Genomic DNA, 21,960 nt, shown 5'->3' with positions numbered 1-21,960 from the left:
CACTACAGCCGGTACCGTTCGGCGTGGGCCGGACAGAACTCGGGCTCCCGTAGCTGTGCGGCGACGACGCCTGGCTGGCGGTGCGGATTATGGAGCCGGCAGGTCTCCTCGTCACAGAACGCCTCGCCTGTGTCGAGGTAGTGGTACGCCTGCAGGACATACCCCTTGATAGCGTCGGTCGTCCGCGGGTCGTTCTCGACGAGGAACTCCCCCTCGACCTCGTTTTCGAGTACCTCCCGGGGCGGTGCCCCACCGGAGAGCAGGGCGTGTTTCTGCTGTTCCTTGTAGTACTGCTCGGGCTTGGCCGGGGCCTCGTACAGACCCGGAACCGAGACGACCGCGGGCTGGCCGAGGACGTGCACGCGCTTGTGCCAGCGGCCGTCGTGGTCGCCCCAGGTCCCGACGACGCGGTCCAGCAGGGGGACGTGGAGGTGGTCGAGCGACCGCTCGGAGTGGGGGAGTCGCTCGTGGAGCGCCCGCTGGACCGCCAAGCCGTCGTAGATGACGCCGCCGGCCCGCTCGGGCGAGTCGATGGCTCGTTCCTCGTACCGGACGATACCCAGCATCGTGTTCCCGGTCTCGCGGTCGTATGGCGAGAGTACCCGCGCCTGTGCGAACGACTCCGCAAGCTCCGAGTCGCCGCGCAACGAGAGAAACCGGTCCCGGACGGAGACGGACGCCGCGACCCGCGCGTCGAGCCAGTCGGCGACAGCGTCGGCGTCGGCGACCGTCGTCGGGGCACGGTACAGCGTGACGGACTCCATTGTATTCGACAGTGGTATCGGTGGGTAATACCAATTGTGTATCGTGGCTTCGCGCCGACCGCAGGCGCTGTCAGAGCGGGGGTCGGGCCGCGTCGGGGGCCGAGTTACGACCCCACGTCGTGGGGGAGTGTGGTCGGGTCCGCCGTCATCGCGTCGATGCAATCGGTGACGGACCACGTGGTTTCACCGTCCGTACACGGGTAGACGCCGGCCAGGTCGTCGTCCGCGTAGACGGCGACGGCAATCATCGGCAGGCGCAGGACCTCCGTGCTGCCACCGACCAGCAGCGACGAGGTCCGTGTCTCCAGCGGCGGTCGGAGACTCAGCCCGCGCTCCTGTGCCCACTCTTCGTACCGGTCGATAGTCGCCAGTACCTCGCCGTGCTCGCTCTCGGGGGCGACCGGAATCTCCTCGGGCCACGTCTGGACCTCGAAGTCGTCGATGACGCCCGCTGATGCGAGTTCCGTGAACCGGTCGATAGCTGTCGTCCGCGGGCCACAGACCGGGCGTCGACTCCAGAGCTGGACCGCGATTTCGCCGCCGACCGACTCCTCGTCGCTGTGTTCGTCGCTCCGCTGCATCTCTTCGGACATTGGTTGTGAATCGCTAGCATCTCTACACTCCTATCGCTTAATTGTTGGTTTGCGCGCGATATTTCGTCCCGAATGGTCAAGTGTGAGAGGAAAAGATGGGCGAATAAAAAGCCTGGAGGGAGGGAGCGTCAGTCGTCGGCAGGGGTCGCGGCGTCGCGGCTCGTGATGTCGACGGGGTCGGCGTCGACTTCCAGTTCGTCCAGCGCGACCTGGGCGGCGCGCTTGCCCGAGACCAGCATCGCGCCGAACGTCGGGCCCATGCGCGGGAGGCCGTAGGTCGTCGCCGTGGCCATGCCGGTGACGACAAGGCCGTCGTGGGCGAGCCCGGTGTGTTCGACGACGGCGTCCTCGCTCTCGCCGACCCACATCGAGTCGTGGCCGGGCGAGTCATGGCCGGGCGCGCCGTAGGTGTCGTCGTCGGTCTGGTCCATGCCGCTGGCTTCGTCTTCGAGGCCTGGGGCGTTGAGAACGCCACGCTCGTCGAGTTTCTTGACCGCCATCGCGTCGTGGCCGGTGGCGTCGATGACGAGGTCGGCCTCGACGGCGATGGGGTCGACGCAGGTGATTTCCCGCGGGAGCGCGTGGACCGGCGTCCAGTTCATGACGATGCCGCCGACGCGGTGGTCCTCGCGGATGACGATGTCGGTGAACTCCGTCATGTTCTGCATCTTCGCGCCGGCGTCGCAAGCGGCCTTGATGAGCCCCGAACAGGCCTCCGGCCCGTTGGCGACGTACAGCCCCTCGCTGTCCTTGGACTGCTTGTGGTCGACTTCGAGTTCGTCGAGCACTTGCTGGGCCGGGTCACGCACGGTGACCTTATTCATCAGGAAGCCGCCGAGCCAGAAGCCGCCCCCGAGGTAGTTGTTCTTCTCGACGACCATCACCTGCACGCCACGCTCGGCGAGTTCCTTTGCGGCCATCAGCCCCGACGGGCCGCCGCCGACGATAATCACGTCGGAGTCCGAGAAGTCCATGAACTCCTCGGTCCACTCCTGCCCGATGGCGCGTGTGACTTCCGCCTCGCCGACGTCGCTGAACTGTTCGAATGAGTCGGAATCGCTCATACCACCTAGTGATATTTTTTGGTGGTACATAGTCGTTCTGATGCAGAGACCAGTTCCTGTCCACACAGTAGCACAAAAAGCACCCGCCGTCAGCCCCAGCCACTCAGTCCAGTAGCGGTCAATACGTCCGTACCGCCATCGGGCTGACAAACTGCCCACCGGGAGCGGTCGCCGTCTGCTGGAAACAGGTGTTCGGGAACGAGCGGCATCGGCACGGGTGGATACCCGCCCCGCCGCATCGCCGTCGGGCCGGGGAACCGTTCGACTACCTCGTCGCCTTCGGTCACCTCGAACTGGCCGTCGTCGGCCCGGCGGTAGGCGTGCTGGAAGGCGTGGCGGCCGGCGTCGGCCAGCGAGTCGACGTGTTCGAGGACGGCGACCACCTCGGTTCCGACGCCGAGTTCGAGTCTGGGCCGACCTTGGTCGACTCTGACCTCACGCCACTGGAGGTCACTGGCAGGTGCTCGGGCACAGGCGTAGGTTCCATCAGAGAGCGGAACGCGGTCGGGGCCGTTGTAGAACTGCCGGCCGTCGGGGCCGTCGGCGGCGAGGCAGCTAGGCTCACCAAGGATGGTAGCGACCATCTGGGTCAGTGTCGTTCCCATCGCCTCCGTCGACGGGACCACGAACAGGCAGTCTCGACCCTCCCGAACCGCATCGGCGAACCGGGGAATGAGTCCATCGGGGCCAACGTTGGTTTCGGTCAGCGGTTCGACAGCGACTGGGCGCGGATCTGCGGCATCCACGAGGCCGACCGCGTCGTCGTTCGGTGTCGCGAGCGCGGGCGGTCCGCCGCTGTCGTCACGCACCGCCACATCGTAGCCGGCCCGCTCACACAGCGAGACGCCGTGGTCTCGGACCGATGGGTAGATGAGCATTCGCCATCTGTACGGGCGCGTCCCGTTTGAACCCTCGCCACCGATAGCGGGGCGTTGCGTGGGCTGTCGGACGCTACTCAGGTAGTCGCGGTAGAAGCCAGCGTCGAGAGCGTATCGGCGGTCCGAAGATCATCGATAGTACAGTACCACGCGCCTCGGAGGCCATGCTGGTCGTTCTTGACAGGACTTTCGAGCGGTACGAGGTCGCCCAGTTCGAACACCACGATATCGTCCGTCTCCGAGAACGGATCGATGAGGGCGGTCCAGTCGTTCGCGTCCATCGGTCCCGGGCCGCCACGGGTTTGCTCCGTTCTGGCGGTCACCGGGGCGTAGTGCGTGACCGCCGATACCGGGGCAGTCCGGTAGAACGCCATGTACTCGAACGGTTCTGTCGTTCGGTCATACGACTCCGGGGACGGATAGAAGCCCTGTTGGCAGCGTTCGAACGTCTCCGTCTGCGCGGCGACAACACAGACCCTGGCCCCGCCGGGTGCGTCGTCGGCCGGCGTGTCGTCGGTAAAGCGGTCGAGGTCCATGCCCGGCCCTTAGCCCGGACACGGAAGTACACCCCGCCGTCGCTACAGGTACCCCACCAGCGCGTCGGCCAGTTTCTTTTCCGCGCGCCGCAGGTGGTCCTCCGCAGTTCGGCGCTGGACACCAACACGGTCCGCAATAGCCGCCGTCGTCGTCCCGCGCGGCAGTTCGTAGTACCCCTGCTCGTATGCCGTCAGGAACACCTCGCGCTGGCGTGGCGAGAGCGACGGTATCACGTCGCCAACGGTCACCAGCGGCGCATCGGGCGTCACTGACCCGACCTCGCGTTTCGACTCGACAGTGACCTCGAACGCCGACGCTAACGACCGGTACACCGCCGACAGCGCCTCGGAACTGAGTCCCAGCGCTCGAACGAGTTTGTGCCCCTCCGCGTACCGAAGTGGCGGCACGAGCAGACACCCCTCGTCGGCCAGATAGTGCTCGACGGTATCCGCTAGGTGGACCTTCAGACACGCCTCTGTGATCAAAACCTGCCCGTCGTCTGTTTCGAGGCGTTCGGCGACGCCGACAGTCTCTCGGACCTGCTCGACGACCGGCTCGACATCCCCTCCGCGGACGTGGAGGAGGTCGCTGTGGTCGGTACACCACAGTTCGATTCGCGTGCCGGTCCCGTCGGTCGCCGCCTCGTAGGTCCCGTCACCGGCCACCCGGAACACCGCCTCGTACATAGCAACCAATACACACATACATATAAAAACAGTTCCGCACGGAGAGTCTCTGCTATCACACTCGGGCGCAAACGGGACGGTATGGCACAGCAGTCTGCCCCAGACACCGGCCACGACGTCGGGACGCCCTCAGAACAGTGGCGCGAGTACCAGGGCGCGCCCACCGGCACTGCTATCGAGTGTGAAGGATGGCGACAGGAGGCCGCGCTGCGGATGCTGAACAACAATCTCGACCCCGAAGTCGCCGAGAAGCCGGAAGAGCTGGTCGTGTACGGCGGAACTGGGCGTGCGGCCCGGTCGTGGGACGCCTACGACGCCATCGTCGACGAACTCCGCGAACTCGGCGCGACCGAAACCCTCCTCGTCCAGAGCGGCAAGCCGGTCGGTCGATTCAAAACCCACGAGAAGGCCCCGCGCGTCCTCATCGCGAACTCCAACCTCGTCGGCAAGTGGGACACCTGGGAGCATTTCCACGAACTCGAAGCGAAGGGACAGATCATGTACGGCCAGATGACCGCCGGTTCGTGGGCCTACATCGGCACGCAGGGCATCATCCAGGGGACCTACGAGACGCTGGCCGCGCTCGCCCGGAAACACTACCCTGAGAACGACGGCCTCCGCGGGAAAATCGTCGTCACCGGCGGCCTCGGGGGAATGGGCGGTGCGCAGCCGCTCGCAGTGACGATGAACCACGGCGTCTGTATCGCGGCCGAAGTCGACGCGGACCGTATCGACCGTCGCATCGAAACGGGGTACTGCCAAGAGAAGACCGACGACCTCGCAGCGGCTATCGAGCGAGCGCAGATGGCCGCGGCGAACGGTGAACCATACAGCGTCGGCGTCCACATGAACGCCGCTGAGATGCTTGCGGCGATGCTCGAACGGGACTTCGTCCCCGACGTAGTCACCGACCAGACAAGCGCGCACGACGAACTCGAAGGGTACTACCCTGCTGGCTACACTGTCGAGGAAGCCGACCGGCTCCGGGAGCGCGACCCCGAAACGTACGTCGCAGAGAGCCTCGATACGATGGCGCGACACGTCGAGGGCATTCTGGAACTGCAGGACAGGGGTGCCATCGCCTTCGAGTACGGTAACAACATCCGTGGACAGGTCGAGGACCAGCGCGACCTCGACAGCGCGTTCGACTTCCCGGGGTTCGTTCCCGCGTACATTCGCCCGCTGTTCTGTGAGGGCAAGGGGCCGTTCCGCTGGGCCGCGCTCTCGGGGGACCCAGCAGACATCCACCGGACCGACGAGGCCGTCAAGGAACTGTTTCCGGAGAAAGACGACCTGCATCGCTGGATCGACCTCGCTCAGGAGCAGGTGTCCTTCCAAGGGTTGCCCGCGCGAGTGTGCTGGCTGGGGTACGCGACCGAGGACGGCCTGACCGAGCGCGCCCGCCTCGCGCTCCGGCTCAACGAACTCGTCGCCGACGGGGAGATATCGGCACCCATCGTCGTCACGCGAGACCATCTGGATGCCGGGAGCGTGGCCTCGCCGAACCGCGAAACTGAGGCGATGAAAGACGGGACCGACGCCGTCGCCGACTGGCCGATTCTGAACGCCCTGCTGAACTGTGCCGCCGGCGCGGACATCGTCAGCGTCCACGACGGCGGCGGCGTCGGCATCGGCAACTCCATTCACACGAACAACCACGTCGTCCTTGACGGATCTACCGTCGCAGCCGAGAAGGCACGCCGCGTGTTCACGACCGATCCCGGAATGGGCGTCATTCGCCACGCCGACGCCGGCTACGAAATCGCACAGGAGATGGCCGACGAAAACGACGTCGCGGTCCCGATGCGCGACCGCAACCGCGACCGATGACTGACCTGACAGCCCCGTCGCCGTGGACCAGTCCCTCCGGCGACCCAAACGACGAGCAGTTCGGTGACGTCGTCGAGACGGCCACGCTCGCGACCGCGTCCGAGTACGACGCTGTACTGGTGGGAGAGCCGTACGATGGGGCCGTCATCGGACGGTCGGGCGCGCGTGCCGGCCCGGCGGCCCTCCGGCGCGAACTCGGTGGAACGAAGACCCATCACGCCGAGCGCGGGCCGGTACACGCGGTCGCCGACCTCGGTGACATCGATGTTCCGGCTGGCAGCGTCGAACAGGTCCAGCGTGCCGTCCGTTCGGTAACGGCCCGTGTTCATGCGACGAGCGCGGTACCGGTGTTTCTCGGCGGCGACAACTCGCTGACGTTCCCGAACGCGGCGCCGCTGGTGTCTGATGGCACTGTCGGCGCAGTCAGCTTCGACGCCCATCTCGATTGCCGCGCCGTGCAGGACGGCCCGACGAGCGGGACGCCGTACCGTCAGCTCCACCATGCGGGTCTCGACACGCTGGCCGTCGTCGGCGCGCGCCACTTCGAAACCTCGACAGCGTACCACGACTACCTCGCCGAGCAGGGCGGGACAGTCCTGCCGCCGGCGTCGGTGGCCGGTGACCCCGCCGGCGCGGTGGACGACGCGCTCGACGCGCTCGGCGACGTAGACACCGTCTATGTCAGCCTCGACCTCGACGTGCTCGACGCCGCGGCCGCGCCGGGCGTGAGCGCGCCGACACCGGGCGGCCTCTCGACGCGAGAACTGTTCCGGATGCTGGGCCGCGTGGCGACCGACGACCGCATCGCCGGCTTCGAGGTCGTCGAGTGCGCGCCGCCGCTTGACGCCGGGGACCGGACCGCTCGCGCCGGGGCCCGCGCCGTCGCGCACTTCCTCAGCGGCCTTGGAGGAGACCGATGACAGCCCTCGATGCCGTGGTCTACGGCGCGGCCGAACTCGTCGCCGGCCCGGCAGCGGACGGCGGCAGTCTGGAGACCTACGAGGATGGCGCGGTCGCCATCGTGGACGGCACTATCGCCGCTGTCGGTCCGACCACGGAGGTGACTGCCGAGTACCCGCCGGAGAACGCTGGGCACGCTGTCGATGCCGACGGTCAGGCCGTCGTTCCGGGCTTCGTCGACCCCCACACCCATGCGCTGTTCGCCGGCGACCGCGCTGACGAGTTCGCTGCCAAACTTCGCGGGAAGTCCTATCAGGACATCCTCGCCGAAGGCGGCGGGATCCTCCGAACGGTCCGAGCGGTCAGGGACGCAGATGAGGAAACGCTGCTGTCGAACCTGCTGGCCCATCTCGACACCATGCTCGCTCACGGGACGACGACGGTCGAGGTGAAGTCCGGCTACGGGCTCGACACGGAGACGGAGCTACGGATGCTCCGAGTTATCGACAGCGCAGACGACATCCATCCTGTCGACGTGGTCCCGACGTTCATGGGCGCACACGCGGTCCCCGAGGGGTGGGACACCGACGACTACACCGCGGCGGTCGTTTCCGAACAGCTCCCAGCGGTCGCGTCACAGGGTATCGCAGAGTTCTGCGACGTGTTCTGCGAGGAGGGCGTCTTCTCGGTCGCGCAGTCCCGGCGAGTCCTCGAAGCAGGCGCAGCCGCGGGGCTGACGCCGAAGGTTCACGCCGAGGAACTGGCCCACATCGGCGGGACGCAGCTGGCGGCGGACGTGGGCGCGGCCAGTGCCGACCACCTCCTGCACGCGACCGACGACGACATCGACGCGCTGGTCGAGTCGGGCGTGACGCCGGTCCTCCTGCCCGGGACGGCGTTCGGTCTCGGGGCGGAATACGCCGACGCCGAGGCATTCCTCGACGCGGGCGCGTCGGTCGCCGTCGCGACGGACTTCAATCCGAACTGCCACAGCCACAGCATGGGCTTTGCGCTGTCGCTGGCCTGCGTCGAAATGGGACTGACGCCGGCCGAAGCCCTGATTGCGGGAACGAACCACGCCGCGCTCGCGCTGGACAGGACCGACGGACTGGGGACGCTCCGTAAGGGTGCGCCCGGGGATATCGTCGTCCTTGCCGCGCCGAGCCACGTCCACATTCCATACCAATACGGGACCAACGTCGTCGACACTGTTCTGAAGGACGGCTCGGTCGTCAGCACCCCGACACATGAGTCATACGACCGGGGGGTCAAATCATGACCGCCGACGTCGTCCTCGATGGCGAGTCGCTCACGCCCGCCGAGGTGGTCGCCGTCGCCCGGAACGACGCGACCGTCACAGTTGCCGAGACGGCCCGCGAACGAATCCGTGAGTCCCGCGAGCGCGTCGAGAGCGTGCTTGACAGCGGCGAGGCGGTGTACGGCGTCACCACTGGCTTTGGCGACCTTGTCGACGAGCGCATCCCACACGCGGACCTCGACGACCTCCAGCGGAACCTCCTGCGGAGCCACGCCGCCGCCGTCGGCCGGGAGTTGACTACCGAGGAAGTCCGTGCGATGATGGTCACGCGAGCGAACACGCTGGCAAAGGGGTATTCAGGCATCCGCGAGTGCGTCGTCGATCTGCTGGTGGCGATGCTCGACGCGGGTGTCCACCCGGTCGTTCCATCGCGAGGGAGCCTCGGTGCGAGCGGTGACCTCGCCCCGCTCGCGCACATGTCGCTGGTACTCATCGGCGAAGGGGAAGCCGAGGTCGAGGGGGACCGACTCCCCGGCGACGAGGCACTCGGTTCGGCCGACCTCGAACCGGTGACACTCCGGGCCAAAGAGGGGTTGGCGCTCATCAACGGGACGCAGCTGACCGTCGGGGTGGCCGCGCTCCTCCTCGCCGACGCTGAGCGACTGGTCACTGTCGCCGACATCGCTGGTGCACTCACGACGGAGGTGACACTCTCCTCGACAGTCCCCTCCCACGAAGCCATCACCGCCGTCCGTCCCCACACAGGTCAGGCCGCGAGTGCGCGAAACGTCCGGCGGCTGACGGCCGACTCCGACGTGGTCGAGTCCCACCGCAACTGCGACCGCGTGCAGGACGCCTACGCGATGCGCTGTCTGCCACAGGTCCACGGCGCGGTCCGCGACGCCGTCGCCCACCTCCGGGAGGCCGTCGAAGTGGAACTCAACAGCGCGACGGACAATCCGCTCGTGTTCCCCCGCGAGGCGGTGGGGGACCGGGCCTCCGGCTCCGAGAGCGCGGGCGTGCTGTCCGGTGGGAACTTCCACGGCGCGGTGCTCGCCATGCGCCTTGACTATCTGACGAACGCGCTCACCGAACTCGCGGCCATCTCGGAGCGTCGCACCGACAGAATGCTCAATCCGAACCTGCAGGAGCCACACCTCCCGCCGTTTCTCACCGAGCGCAGCGGCGTCCGCTCTGGCTACATGATCGCTCAGTACACCGCTGCGGCGCTGTTGAACGAATGTCGGTCCTTCGGCCGCCCCTCGATGGACAACACGCCCGTCAGCGGCAATCAGGAGGACCACGTCAGCATGAGCGCGCAGTCGGCCTATCTGGCCCGGCACGCGGCACGAAACGCCGCCGCGATTCTCGGCGTCGAGCTATGCTGTGGGGCGCAGGCCGCCGACTTCGTCGATGACGACCTCGAACTGGGTGTCGGGTCCGCCGAGGCCTACGACGCCGTCCGCGCGGTGGTCCCGAAGCTGACCACAGACCGACCGGTCCACGAGGACATCGAGGCCGCGGGCGCGCTCGTGGAGTCGCCGGCCTTCACCGAGCGGGTTGCTGCGGCACTCGACGAGGAGCTAGAGTGACTCAGTTTCAGGACCCAAGCCCCAGGTCCGCGGTCCCCTCTACTCCCTGATAGCGGTCCCAGTCGTCCCAGTCGGCGATACTCGAATGCGTCTCCCGGACGGCGGTTTCGAGGTGCGCCTGCATGATGTTCGAGCTGTCTCGCAGGGCGTGACGCGCCGCGTCCTCGGCAACGAGTTCGAGGTCACTGGCGGCGTAGCCAGCCGTCGGCTCGACGATGGCGTCCCAGTCGATATCGCCGGCGACGGGGCGCTCCTGCAGGTGAATCTCCAGAATCTGCCTGCGAGCCTCGGCGTCCGGCGGCGGCACCTCCACCCGCTCGTCGAAGCGGCCGGAGCGCCGGAGCGCCGCGTCGATGTCCTCGACGAAGTTCGTCGCGGCGACCACGACAATGTCGTCAGCCGCCGCACCTTCGAGTTCGGTGAGCAGCTGATTGACCAGCTGTTGCTCGCTCGTGTTCATCGAGCCGCGCCGCGAGCCGGCGATACCGTCGATTTCGTCGATGAACAGCACACAGGGGGCGTTCGCGCGGGCCACCTCGAACACCTCGGCGACGTTGCGGGCCGGCTCGCCCATCCACTTGCTCGTCACATCTGCAGGGCTGATTTCGACGAAGCTATGGCCGAGTTCGCCCGCGAGCGCGCCGGCGAGATGGGTTTTCCCACAGCCGGGTGGACCGTACAGCAACAGTCCGGAGAGCACGTCGATGCCGTACTCGGCGTAGGCGTCGGCGTTCTCCAGTGGGTCGAGGACCGTGTCTTCGAGTCGGTCCTTCAGTTCGCCCATCCCGCCCACGTCGGCGAAGTCGCGTCCGGGGTCAGTTTCGACGAGCGAACTGGCCTGCAGGTCGACGCCGTCAGGCTGGACAACGCCGTTTTCCGCGACCATCTCGGGGTCGACCCAGTCCGGGATGCTGGTGTCGGTCTCCGTGGCGGCCTGCAGCAGGTGGTCCGTCCCGATTGGGGCGTCGGCCCGCAACGCCTTCCGAGCAGCGTCCTCGGCGATGAGTTCGATGTCGCTGGCCGCGAAGCCGGCCGTCTCCTCGACGACGGGGTCCATGTCGATGTCGTCGGCCGTCGGCCGGCCGGCGAGATGAATCTCCAGAATCTGCGTGCGCGCCTGCGGGTCCGGCGGCGGAACCTCCACCCGCTCGTCGAACCGACCCGAGCGGCGGATGGCGTCGTCCACGTCCTCGACGAGATTCGTCGCGCCCAGCACCACCACGTCCTCGTCGGCGATTCCTTCGAGTTCGGTGAGCAGTTGGTTGACCAGTTGCTGCTCGCTGCTGTTCATGTTGCTGTCGCCGTCGCGTGCGCCGGCGATACCGTCGATTTCGTCGATGAAGAGGATGCAGGGGGCGTTCGCGTGGGCTATCTGGAACAGCTCCTCGACCTTCTGTGCGGGTTCCCCCATGTACTTGCTCGTCACGTCGGCGGGCGTGACCTCGATGAAGGCGTGGTCGACCTCGCCCGCGAGCGCGCCAGCGACGTGGGTTTTCCCACAGCCGGGCGGGCCGTGCAACAGGACGCCGTTGACGACGCCAATGCCGTACTCCTCGAAGGCGCTCGGGTCCTGCAGCGGTCGGACGACCTTGTGATTGAGCGTCTCTAGCAGGTCGCTCATCCCGCCCACGTCGGCGAAGCTCCGGGACGGGTTCGGGTCGACCAGCCCGTCGGCCTGCATGTCGACGCCGTCGGGCTGCACCACCGTCCCCTCGTCCGAGGGTCGCTCGCGGTTTATCGAAGGCGCGCCGTCGGTCCTGTCCGGGTCGGTATCGGCGCTCGTCCCGGTCGTGCCGGAGTCATCGGACTGGTCGATTCGCTCGCGGATGTTTCGTTCGAGCCGGTCGGGGTTGACCTCGTAACCGTACTCGGCCAGCCGGCGGGGTTCGGCGCTCAAAAACTCCGCGAGCCAGCCGTGGCGCTGTAGCTCCTCAGTCGAGGCGTCTGGGTTCCGGAATGTGACGAGCTTGACATCGGAGCTGTCAGGGGAGTGGTACTCGGCGAGCCAGAACGGGAGATACAGACGTTCGACGCCGGTCACGCCGTCGAAGCCGTCGGGGTCGAAGTCGCCCGGAAGGCCGTAGGACTCTCTGAGTTTTCGGAGAAAGACGTTGGCCGAGCCGGACGCGGCGTCCTGTTGCTGTTCGCGGTACTCCGCGACGCGCTGGGGCAGCAGCGACCGGGCGTCGTCGTCGGTGACCTGAAACTGCAACAAGACGGAGCGGCCAAGCGCCGGGTCGCTGCGGCCGAAGTCGTAGTCGCTGGTCGCCCGGCGGACCACTGCGTCGGTGTCGTCGACGTACTGCGAGACAGCCCGGTCGTTGTCCGCCCAGAGGCCGTCGAGAAACGCGGTCTCTGATTTGCTCGTCGTGCCGAACAGCTTCCCCTCGCCGGTCTCGTACTCGTAGTCAATCTTGAACACTGGATAGAACACTCGATGGAGGCGTTCCAGTTGTTCAGTGTCGCCGAAGGCCGTCATCGTCCGCTGGTCGAGGGCCTCCCTGACGGTCTCCTCGTCGGGTACTCGACGGTCGGCGTAGATGTACGGCGGCAGGCTCATTCCAGGTCCCCCTCACGAATCGTCCGCTCGGCGTCGGTCAGGGCGCTGTCGGCGTCGAACGCGTCGATGGCGTCCTGCTGGGCATCGGGGTCGTCACGGAGGTCTCGGGCGTGTTCTGTGATGTTTGGTATCGCACGGATGATGTTGTCGATGATGGGCACCGTCGCTACCTCGGCCGAGCGACTCTGTGGATTGAGGTCGATGACGAGTTCGGTCTTGCCCATCTCGCCCAGCGCCTCGGCGCGGTCGCCGTCCTCCAGCGGGACAAGTACCACGTCCGCTGCGCCGATGCCGTCGGCGTCGACCTTCGCGCGCTCGTGGTCGAGGCCGGGGATGCGCCCGTCGGCGGTCAGCCCCTTCACCTCCGTCGCGCCGTGTTCGCGGAGGTACTCGGCGATGGCCTCGATTCGCTCCTCGGTTCGGTTGAACAGGTTCACTTCGAGGTCTGCGCCGGTCACCTCGGCCAGTTCGACGAGTTCGCCGGGGACGAGGGCTGCAGCGTTGCCGTTGACCGAAATCACGGCGTGGTCGGCGGAGAGGAGGTGTGCCGCAGCGGCGCGCTCGGCGTCGTCGGCGCTGTCGAGCGTGCGTTCGCCCAGCAGGTAGTCGAAGGCCTCGCCACGGCCCTGTGCGATGAGGCCCTGCCGGGAGGTGATTCCGCGGTCGACGCCCGCCTCGATACGGTGGCGGGTCAAAAGCGACTCGTAGCGGGGGTGGCTCTCAGGGAGGTCGACGTCATCGCTCATGCGTTCCAGTGATACCTCCCTGTACTAAAGTCGTCCGTCAGGGGCGTGTCCCGGTCGTCGTCGCGTGTCTCACCGGAACCGGCTATCAGACGGCCACGGCTAGCTCCGGAAAAGGTTATCTGCGGGTCAGCACAACTCCGTGCCATGGATACCCGACAGGCGCTGCTTGTCGACGCGTTCGCTGCGGAGCCGACGGCTGGGACACCGACCGGCGTCGTGCCCGATGCCGACGGACTGACTGACGACCAGATGCAGGCCGTCGCCAGCGAACTGGGGGCCGCCGAGACGGCGTTCGTCTTGCCGGCGGGAGACGCCGACCGCCGGCTTCGCTGTTTCTCGCCGACAGAGGAACTGGCACAGGCAGAGACGGCCGCGGTTGCGGCGCACGCGGCGCTCTCCGAGCGTGGTGAAATCGGCGACGGCGAGTGGACGGTCGCGACCGCCACCGGCGAAGTCGCCGTCGAGACGAAACAGAACGGGATGGTCTGGGTCGAACAGGGCCGGGCCGACATCACCGAAGTTGACCTCCCCTACGTCGATGTCGCAGATGCGCTCGGACTCGACGAGGCTACACTCAAGGACGTGGGCGCAGATCTCCCACTCGTGACGGCCGACGCGGGCGAGCCGTGGCTTATGGTCCCAGTCAATTACTTCGAGCATCTGAGCGCTCTCAGCGTTGACGTGGCCGCCGTTGCCTCGCTCTGTGACCGCGTGGACGCAGCCGGCGTGTATCCGTTCACGTTCGATGCCGTCGGTGCCGACGCGACGCGCCGGTCGACGTTCCACGGCCGCGCCTTCCGGGCCGGGATCCGGACCGAGGAACCGGTGACCGCGGCGGCGTCGGGGGCCTGTGCGGCGTTTGTCCGCCGCTACGGCGCACTCGATGACACTATCGAGCAGATTATCGCTGAGGGCGGGCACTTCCGTGACAGACCCGGGACGGTGTCAGTCGATACCGACGGGACCGAGGTGTGGGTCGGCGGGCGCGCCGTCACTGCACTGGACGGCACGGTGACCGTCCCCGCTGTCGACGACGACGATATCATCGAAGCGTGACCACGCAACCGCACCGGCGGCGTGACCGCCTAATTCACTCGAAATCGAGTGAAGAGCGGCCGCATCACTGGCTGTAACCGGAACTTCCTTAATTGTCGTTGGAGATGGTACGAGTGAGTCCATGCCAACACTGTGGCTCGATGAAATCGGTGCCGACGACCTGGCGCGGGTCGGCGGCAAGGCGGCGTCTCTCGGAGAACTGACCGGAGCGGGCCTGCCCGTTCCGTCGGCGTTCGTCGTTACCGCCGACACGTATCGGTCGTTCATCGAAGCAACTGGAATCGACGAGCCGCTGTTCGAGGCCGTCGATGTCGACAGCGACGACTCGCAGGCGCTGGCCGAGGCGGCCGAGCGCGCCCAGGAACTGATTCTGGAAACGGACACACCGCCGTCGGTCCGCGAGGACCTGCTGGCCGCCTACGACGAGATGGGCGACGAGGACGTGGCCGTCCGGTCCTCGGCAACCGCGGAGGACCTCCCGGACGCCTCCTTCGCCGGGCAGCAGGACACGTACCTGAACGTCTCGCGTGCAGACCTCCTGCAGCGAGTCAAGGAGTGCTGGGCGTCGCTTTTCACCCAGCGGGCCATCTACTACCGCAACGAGAACGACTTCGCCCACGACGCCGTGGACATCGCCGTCGTCGTCCAGCAGATGGTCGACGCGGAGAAATCGGGCGTCATGTTCACCAGCCACCCCTCGACCGGCGGCCCGACGGCCATCATCGAGGCCGCGTGGGGGCTGGGCGAAGCGGTCGTCTCTGGCGCGGTCTCGCCCGACAACTACATTATCGACCGCGAGACGGGGACCATCGACGAGGTGACCGTCGCCGACAAGAAGGTGATGTGTGTACGGGGCGAGGACGGCGAGACAATCGAACGCTCCGTTCCCGAAGAGAAACGCAACGAACGGGTCCTCTCTGACGAGGAGATACACCGACTCCTGGAGGTCGGCGAACGCGTCGAGGGGCACTACGACACTCCACAGGACGTGGAGTGGGCAGTCTACGAGGGCGAGGTGTATCTGCTCCAGTCCCGCCCGATTACCACCATCGACGACCCCGAAGGAAGCGCCGGCTCGGCCGACGAAGCCGAGAGTCAGCCGCCGGGGGCGCAGTCGGGCGTCGCCGACGGCGGGGCGATGGAGAGCCAGTCGGAGTCGGTCCGGCTCTCCGGCATCGGCTCCGCGCCGGGCCGGGTCACCGGCGTCGTCCGCATCGTCGACAAGCTCGACAACCTCGACAAGGTCGAGGACGGCGATATCATCGTCGCCGAGATGACCACGCCGGACATGGTGCCGGCGATGAAACGGGCAAACGGCATCATCACCGACGAAGGCGGGATGACCAGCCACGCGGCCATCGTCTCCCGCGAACTCGGCGTCCCGGCCGTCGTCGGCGCGGAGGACGCGACACAGAAGCTCCGGGACGGCGAAACTGTCACGCTCGACGGTGACAAGGGCACAGTCGAGAAAGGGGCCAAGGTCCCGGAGACGAGCGAGGACGAGGGCGACACCGCAGCGGTCGAGGGACATTCGCCCGTCAAGCCGATGACCGGAACGGAGGTCAAGGTCAACGTCTCCATTCCGGAGGCTGCTGAGCGGGCCGCCGCGACGGGGGCCGACGGTGTCGGCCTGCTGCGAATCGAGCATATGATTCTCTCGACAGACAAGACGCCCTCGCGCTACGTCGAAGACCACGGCGAGCGCGCGTACGTCGACGAAATCGTCGAGGGCGTCCGCTCCGTCGCCGAGGCGTTCTATCCGCGCCCGGTCCGCGTCCGCACGCTCGATGCCCCCTCCGACGAGTTCCGACAGCTCCAGGGCGGCGAGGACGAACCCAGCGAGCACAATCCGATGCTGGGCTACCGGGGCATCCGCCGCTCGCTCGACCGGCCCGGCGAGTTCAAACTCGAACTCCGCGCGTTCGAGCGCCTGTACGACCTGGGCTACGACAACGTCGAGCTGATGCTCCCGCTGGTCACCGACGCCGAGGACATCCTGCGGGCGAAGGCGCTGATGCAGGAGGTCGGTATCGACCCCGAGAAGCGCGACTGGGGCGTCATGGTCGAAACCCCGGCGAGCGCGCTGTCCATCGAAGACATCTGCGAGGCCGGCATCGACTTCGTCTCCTTCGGGACGAACGACCTCACCCAGTACACGCTGGCCGTCGACCGCAACAACGGCAACGTCGCCGACCGCTTCGACGAACTCCACCCGGCTGTCCTCGAACTCATGCGCCAGGTCATCGGGACCTGCCGCGAGCACGACGTCGCCACGAGCATCTGCGGTCAGGCCGCCTCGAAGCCCCAGATGGTTGATTTCCTCGTCGACGAGGGAGTTACGTCCATCTCGCCGAACATCGACGCCGTGCGTGACGTGCAACACGAGGTCAAGCGCGTCGAACAGCGCCTGTTGCTGGAATCGGTCCGCTGAGACCGCAGTCGGCTGACGTAGCCAGCAGGTTTTTTTGCGCCGTTCGCTTCGTTACGGTATGGCATCCGAACCGACACCGGAAGCCAAGAGTATCAGCTCCGGTGTGTCTTACATTCCCTTCGGCATCCCTGGACTGGATGGACAGGTCCGCGGAATTCCGACGGGGAGTACGGTCCTGCTGGCGGGGGCCTCTGATGCGGGAGGCGACGCCTTCACCTACACCAGCCTCGCAACGCTGATGCTCGCGAAACACCGCCCGGAGATGGTCCCGAACGGCATCGCCCGGCGCAGCGAGGCGATTCCGGAGTCGGTGACCTACATCACGCTCTCGCACGACCGCGAGCACGTCTACAGCGAACTCGACGCCGTGCTCGACGGCTACCAGTTCGATACGCTCACTGATAACATGGCCGTCGCCGATTTCTCTCAGCGGTTCATGGAGCTGTTGCCAGTCCCCGAAGCGCTGTTCGATGCGCGACGGAGCGACGCAGAAATCGAACAGCCCGACGCGGAGCCGCCGGAGCGAGAGCCTGCTGCGGAAACGTTCGAGAAACTGCTAGCCGACATCAGCGACCGGGTGAGCGACGCCGCAGAGACGCTCATCGTCATCGACTCGCTGACCGACCTCGAACGGGCGACGAAGTTCGGCCTGCCCCAGAACCACGAGATCGCGTTCCTGATGGGGCTCCGTGAGGCAGTCGTCAACTGGGGGAACGTAGCCTTCGTCAAACTCAACCGCCCTGCCGGAGACGTGCGGTCGGACGAACTCATTCACGGCCTGTTGCACGGCAGCGTTTACTTCTACTCCAACGACAAGGGCTTCGAGACGTATCGGACGATGCGAGTCGGCTCCTTCGGCGGCGCGCTCGATTCCGAGCGCCAGACTGTGTTCGAGTCACTGATCGGTCCCACGGGCTTTCGCGCGAAGGCGACGAAGAAAATCGGGCCGTCGAACTGGTAACTCGGCTGGGAAGCCCGCGCCCGGACCGAGTTCGGGTGGCCCTACCGCCTGACCAGCGTGCTACCGTCAGGAGGAATAAACAGCAGACAACGACACAGGCGAGCATAACGGCTAAACCGCTCCCCCTCTATACTCGCGATAGATGCTCCAGCGGGCAGCGCCACAGGACTTCGAGCGCGTCCTCTCGTCGATGTGTACCGTGCCACACCCGTCGGCACGCGAAGCGGCGGAACGCTTCCTCGCGACGAATCCCGGAGACCCGGGTACGTACGAGACCATCGCCGATCTTGAACACGAGGCCGTCGACTATCTCGGCGAGATCACCGGGCTCTCGGACCCCGCAGGCTACGTTGCCTCGGGCGGGACAGAGGCCAATCTTCAGGCGATACGCATCGCCCGTAACCGCGCCGATACGGACGACCCGAACGTGGTCGCGCCCGTCCACGCGCATTTCTCCTTTACCAAGGCTGCTGACGTCCTCGGGGTTGAACTGCGGACCGCGCCGGCAACGGACTACCGTGTCAACATGGCGGCGATGGCGGAACTCGTCGACGAGGACACGGTGTGTGTCGTCGGCGTCGCCGGCTCGACCGAGTACGGCTACGTCGATCCGATTCCGGCCATCGCCGACCTCGCCGAGACGGTCGACGCCCTCTGTCACGTCGACGCCGCGTGGGGCGGATTCTACCTCCCGTTCACCGACCACGACTGGCACTTCGGCCACGCGGACATCGACACGATGACCATCGACCCCCACAAGGTCGGACAAGCGGCGGTCCCCGCCGGCGGACTGCTGGCTCGGGACCGGTCGCTGCTCGACGAACTCGCCGTCGAGACGCCGTATCTCGAATCGACCGACCAGCTCACGCTGACGGGCACGCGGTCCGGCGCGGGCGTCGCCTCGGCCGTCGCCGCGATGGAGGCGCTGTGGCCGACGGGCTACCGCCAGCAGTACGAAACGTCGATGGCGAACGCGGACTGGCTGGCCGACCAGCTGTCGGCGCGGGGCCACGACGTGGTCGGCCCGGAACTGCCGCTGGTCGCGGCGGACCTCTCGGTGCCGATGACCGACGAACTCCGGGATCGCGGCTGGCGAGTCTCGAAGACCGGGGCCGGTGAGATGCGCGTCGTGTGTATGCCCCACGTCACGCGGTCGATGCTACGGTCATTTGTCGCAGATCTCGACTGGTACTAACAACGCCTACCGAGAACTCCCGAGCAGTAATACGAAGGTTTAGAAGTGCCTGTTTGCTACAGAGAGACGTGGACTTGGTAGTACCGACCGCAGCGTTCATCGCCTTCATCGGTGACTGTACGACCGCTGGCACCCCACTGTCGCCGCTCGAAGAAGCCGTCTGTACGGCCACTGGTCCGACCGGACTGGGTATCATCGCGGTGTACTCGTTTCTGATCGCGTTCATTCTCCCGCTTCCGAGCGAGGTCGTGCTGGTTCCGGCCGAAACCCTTCGACTTGGACTCTCCACGAACGGGAATCTGGTGGCGATTATCATCGTCAGTGGTCTGGGGAAGGCGTTTGGCAGTCTCGTCGCTTTCCACATCGGTCAGGAGGCAAAGGAGTACGGCCCGCTCGTTCGCCGAATCAAGCGCTCCCGGTTCAACATCATCGAGTGGTCGGAAAAAAAGACGGTACAGCTAGCACAGAAGTACGGCTACGTCGGTCTGGCGCTCGCGCTCTGTGTGCCGTTTTTCCCCGACACCATCTCTATCTACGCGTTCACCGTCCTCGAACGCGACTACTATCGGTTCGGCGCAGCGACGTTCTTCGGCAGTGCCGGACGGCTCGTCGTGACACTCGGGCTGGCAGGGGGCACGCTCGCGTTGCTGTGACCGCGGAGCGCGGCCACCACGCCGAAACCAACCCCCTTTTGACCCGTCGGTGGCACACGAACAGGTATGAGCAACGACGAGTTTCCGACGGACCAGCCGGCGGTCGTGACCTGTGGGTTGCCCTACGCGAACGGTGACTTGCACGTCGGCCACCTCAGGACGTACGTCGACGGGGACGCACTATCGCGCGCTCTCCGACGGATCGGCCAGCAGACGGCGTTCGTTTCGGGGTCGGACATGCACGGCACGCCAGTAGCGGTCAACGCCGCCGAAGAAGGCGTCGAGCCGCGGGAGTTCGCGCTTGACTTCCACGAGACCTACGCCGAGACGTTCCCGCAGTTCAACATCGAATTCGACAACTACGGGCACACCGACGACGAGACCAACGTCGAACTCACTCAGGAATTCGTCCGCTCGTGGGTCGCAAACGATCACGTCCACGAGAAGGAAATCGAGGTCGCCTGGGACACCGAGGAGGACCAGCCACTCCCGGACCGCTACGTCGAAGGGACCTGTCCCTACTGCGGCGAGCAGGCCCGCGGCGACGAGTGCGACGAGGGGTGTCAGCGCCACCTCGAACCCGGCGAGATAGAGGACCCCGTCTCGACGCTGACGGGCAACCCCGCCGAGTACCGCACCCGCGAACACAAGTTCCTCCGGCTCTCGGACTTCCAGGAGTACCTCCAGGGCTTCCTCGACCGTCTCGAAGGGACCGACAACGCCCAGAACCAGCCCCGCGAGTGGATCGAGGGCGAACTCCAGGACCTCTGTATCACCCGCGACATGGACTGGGGCGTGGACTATCCCGAAGACGTTGACGGCGGCGAGGACCTCGTGCTGTACGTCTGGGTCGACGCGCCAATCGAGTACGTCGCCTCGACGAAGCAGTACTCCGAGCGCGTCGGCGACGACGAGTACGACTGGGAAGGGGTCTGGACGGTCGACGGCGAGGAACGCCACGGCACCGAATGGGACGACGAGTGGACCGACGACAACGGCGAGATAATCCACGTCATCGGCCGCGACATTATCCAGCACCACGCCGTCTTCTGGCCCGCCATGTTGCGCGGGGCAGGGTACAACGAGCCCCGGGCGATTCTGGCGACCGGCTTCGTCGGCATCGACGGCAAAGCCCTCTCGACCTCGCGTAACCGCGCCGTCTGGGCCGACGAGTACCTCGACGCGGGCTTCCACCCCGACCTGTTCCGGTACTACATCGCGACCGGCGCACAGATCGACACCGACGTGGACTTCTCGTGGGACCGCTTCCAGGAGCGGGTCAACGGCGAACTCGTCGGCAACGTCGGCAACTTCATCTACCGCTCGCTGTTGTTCGCCGAGCGCAACTACGACGGCACGCCCGACGCCGCTGTCAGCGACGACGTGCGCGAGCGCATCGAGGACGCCCTCGACGACTTCGAGGCCGCCGTCCGCGAGTACGACATCCGTGAACTGGCCGAAATCGCCATCGAGCTGTCGAACTACGGCAACGAGTACATCCAGCGCAACGAGCCGTGGAACCTCGTCGACGACGACCCTGACCGCGCCGAACAGGTCATCCGCGACTGCGTCCAGCTGACGAAGGCCGTCGCGGTGCTCATGCAGCCCGTGCTGCCGGGCAAGGCCGAGCGCCTCTGGGGCCAGCTCGGCGAACAGGGCTCTGTCGCGGACGTGACCCTCGACAGCGCGCTCGAAGCGCCGCCAGCCGAGTTCGGCGAGCCCGCGGAGCTGTTCGAGCAGGTCGAGGACGACCACATCGAGGCGCTGAACGAGGAACTACAGGAGCGCGTTGCGGCGGCCAGCGATGACGAGTCCGACGGTGACGGCGAGGACGCCGGCGACGAAGCGGACGACGGGGATGCGGACGCCGCCGACCTCCAGCCGCTTGTCGAGGAGCGCATCAGCTTCGAGGACTTCGAAGGCGTCGACATGCGCGTCGGCGAGATTCGGAGCGCCGAGCCGGTTGAGGGCGCGGACAAGCTCCTGCGTCTGGAGGTCGACATCGGCCACGAGGTCCGGCAGGTCGTCGCCGGCCTCCGACAGCTCCACGACGCCGCGGACCTACCCGGCACGCGGGTCATCCTCCTCGCGAACATGGAGAAAGCCGAGCTGTTCGGCATCGAATCCAACGGGATGGTACTGGCCGCCGGCGACGAGGCGGACCTGCTGACGACGCACGAGGACGCCCCGCTGGGGACCCGCATCAAGTAACCGCAGTCGCCAGCGCTTTTGTAGTCACGGCACGTACCGCGGACC

At 66.5% G+C, this 21,960-nt stretch carries 18 protein-coding genes; 10 read left to right on the top strand and 8 right to left on the bottom strand.

Annotation, left to right across the window (positions count from 1 at the left end):
• Positions 1-2: 2 nt before the first annotated feature.
• The 6 genes from AMS69_RS07855 to AMS69_RS07830 all read right to left on the bottom strand — a co-directional run bounded on the left by AMS69_RS07855 (position 3) and on the right by AMS69_RS07830 (position 4,522).
• Positions 3-764, bottom strand: coding sequence for a DUF7001 family protein (locus AMS69_RS07855; RefSeq protein WP_053967512.1), 762 nt, complete (start codon positions 762-764; stop codon positions 3-5).
• 104 nt (positions 765-868) lie between these two features.
• Positions 869-1,357, bottom strand: coding sequence for an HTH domain-containing protein (locus AMS69_RS07850; protein ID WP_053967511.1), 489 nt, complete (start codon positions 1,355-1,357; stop codon positions 869-871).
• A 128-nt stretch (positions 1,358-1,485) separates the two neighbouring features.
• Positions 1,486-2,421, bottom strand: coding sequence for a sulfide-dependent adenosine diphosphate thiazole synthase (locus tag AMS69_RS07845; protein ID WP_053967510.1), 936 nt, complete (start codon positions 2,419-2,421; stop codon positions 1,486-1,488).
• An 89-nt stretch (positions 2,422-2,510) separates the two neighbouring features.
• A complete protein-coding gene (locus AMS69_RS07840; protein WP_053967509.1) occupies positions 2,511-3,299 on the bottom strand; it encodes a hypothetical protein in 789 nt (262 codons plus the stop codon).
• Between the two features lie 77 nt (positions 3,300-3,376).
• Positions 3,377-3,835, bottom strand: coding sequence for a hypothetical protein (locus AMS69_RS07835; protein WP_053967508.1), 459 nt, complete (start codon positions 3,833-3,835; stop codon positions 3,377-3,379).
• A gap of 42 nt (positions 3,836-3,877) precedes the next feature.
• Positions 3,878-4,522, bottom strand: a complete 645-nt coding sequence (locus AMS69_RS07830) for a helix-turn-helix domain-containing protein (RefSeq protein ID WP_053967507.1) — start codon at positions 4,520-4,522, stop codon at positions 3,878-3,880.
• An 81-nt stretch (positions 4,523-4,603) separates the two neighbouring features.
• Here AMS69_RS07830 and hutU point away from each other — a divergent pair, with 81 nt between their 5' ends.
• Genes hutU through hutH form a run of 4 tightly spaced genes read left to right on the top strand, consistent with a single transcriptional unit; the run spans position 4,604 to position 10,102 of the window.
• On the top strand, positions 4,604-6,352 hold the full coding sequence (gene hutU, locus AMS69_RS07825; protein ID WP_053967506.1) for a urocanate hydratase: 1,749 nt from the start codon (positions 4,604-4,606) through the stop codon (positions 6,350-6,352).
• Complete coding sequence (gene hutG, locus AMS69_RS07820) at positions 6,349-7,272, top strand: formimidoylglutamase (protein ID WP_053967505.1); 924 nt, start codon at positions 6,349-6,351, stop codon at positions 7,270-7,272. The genes hutU and hutG overlap by 4 nt, the downstream gene beginning before the upstream one ends.
• Positions 7,269-8,531 (top strand): imidazolonepropionase, encoded by a 1,263-nt coding sequence (hutI, locus tag AMS69_RS07815; protein WP_053967504.1) that lies wholly within the window; start codon positions 7,269-7,271, stop codon positions 8,529-8,531. The genes hutG and hutI overlap by 4 nt, the downstream gene beginning before the upstream one ends.
• Positions 8,528-10,102, top strand: coding sequence for a histidine ammonia-lyase (gene hutH, locus AMS69_RS07810; RefSeq protein WP_053967503.1), 1,575 nt, complete (start codon positions 8,528-8,530; stop codon positions 10,100-10,102). Before hutI ends, hutH begins: the two co-directional genes overlap by 4 nt.
• 7 nt (positions 10,103-10,109) lie before the next feature.
• Here the strand turns inward: hutH and AMS69_RS07805 are convergent, their stop codons facing one another.
• Together AMS69_RS07805 and AMS69_RS07800 are read right to left on the bottom strand one after the other, a co-directional pair.
• Positions 10,110-12,662: an AAA family ATPase gene (locus tag AMS69_RS07805; RefSeq protein ID WP_053967502.1), complete on the bottom strand. Its 2,553-nt coding sequence runs from the start codon at positions 12,660-12,662 to the stop codon at positions 10,110-10,112.
• Positions 12,659-13,408, bottom strand: a complete 750-nt coding sequence (locus AMS69_RS07800) for a 4-phosphopantoate--beta-alanine ligase (protein ID WP_053967501.1) — start codon at positions 13,406-13,408, stop codon at positions 12,659-12,661. Before AMS69_RS07800 ends, AMS69_RS07805 begins: the two co-directional genes overlap by 4 nt.
• Positions 13,409-13,552: 144 nt before the next feature.
• Here AMS69_RS07800 and AMS69_RS07795 point away from each other — a divergent pair, with 144 nt between their 5' ends.
• From AMS69_RS07795 to metG, 6 genes are all read left to right on the top strand, one after another.
• Positions 13,553-14,464, top strand: a complete 912-nt coding sequence (locus tag AMS69_RS07795; protein WP_053967500.1) for a PhzF family phenazine biosynthesis protein — start codon at positions 13,553-13,555, stop codon at positions 14,462-14,464.
• A gap of 121 nt (positions 14,465-14,585) precedes the next feature.
• The gene (gene ppsA, locus AMS69_RS07790; protein WP_053967499.1) at positions 14,586-16,895 is read left to right on the top strand and encodes a phosphoenolpyruvate synthase; all 2,310 of its coding nucleotides are present in this window, start codon (positions 14,586-14,588) and stop codon (positions 16,893-16,895) included.
• Positions 16,896-16,953: 58 nt separating this feature from the next.
• Entirely contained in the window at positions 16,954-17,856 is a 903-nt protein-coding gene (locus AMS69_RS07785) for an RAD55 family ATPase (protein WP_053967498.1), read from the top strand.
• A gap of 142 nt (positions 17,857-17,998) precedes the next feature.
• Positions 17,999-19,051, top strand: coding sequence for a tyrosine decarboxylase MfnA (gene mfnA, locus AMS69_RS07780; protein ID WP_053967497.1), 1,053 nt, complete (start codon positions 17,999-18,001; stop codon positions 19,049-19,051).
• 68 nt (positions 19,052-19,119) lie between these two features.
• On the top strand, positions 19,120-19,704 hold the full coding sequence (locus AMS69_RS07775; protein ID WP_053967496.1) for a YqaA family protein: 585 nt from the start codon (positions 19,120-19,122) through the stop codon (positions 19,702-19,704).
• 66 nt (positions 19,705-19,770) lie between these two features.
• Positions 19,771-21,915, top strand: coding sequence for a methionine--tRNA ligase (gene metG / locus AMS69_RS07770; protein ID WP_053967495.1), 2,145 nt, complete (start codon positions 19,771-19,773; stop codon positions 21,913-21,915).
• The last annotated feature ends 45 nt before the right edge of the window (positions 21,916-21,960 follow it).

It is taken from the genome of Haloarcula rubripromontorii (assembly GCF_001280425.1).
GTDB lineage: Archaea > Halobacteriota > Halobacteria > Halobacteriales > Haloarculaceae > Haloarcula > Haloarcula rubripromontorii.
The sequence above is the reverse complement of the archived record's forward strand: the minus strand, read 5'-3'. Positions and strand labels throughout refer to the sequence as shown.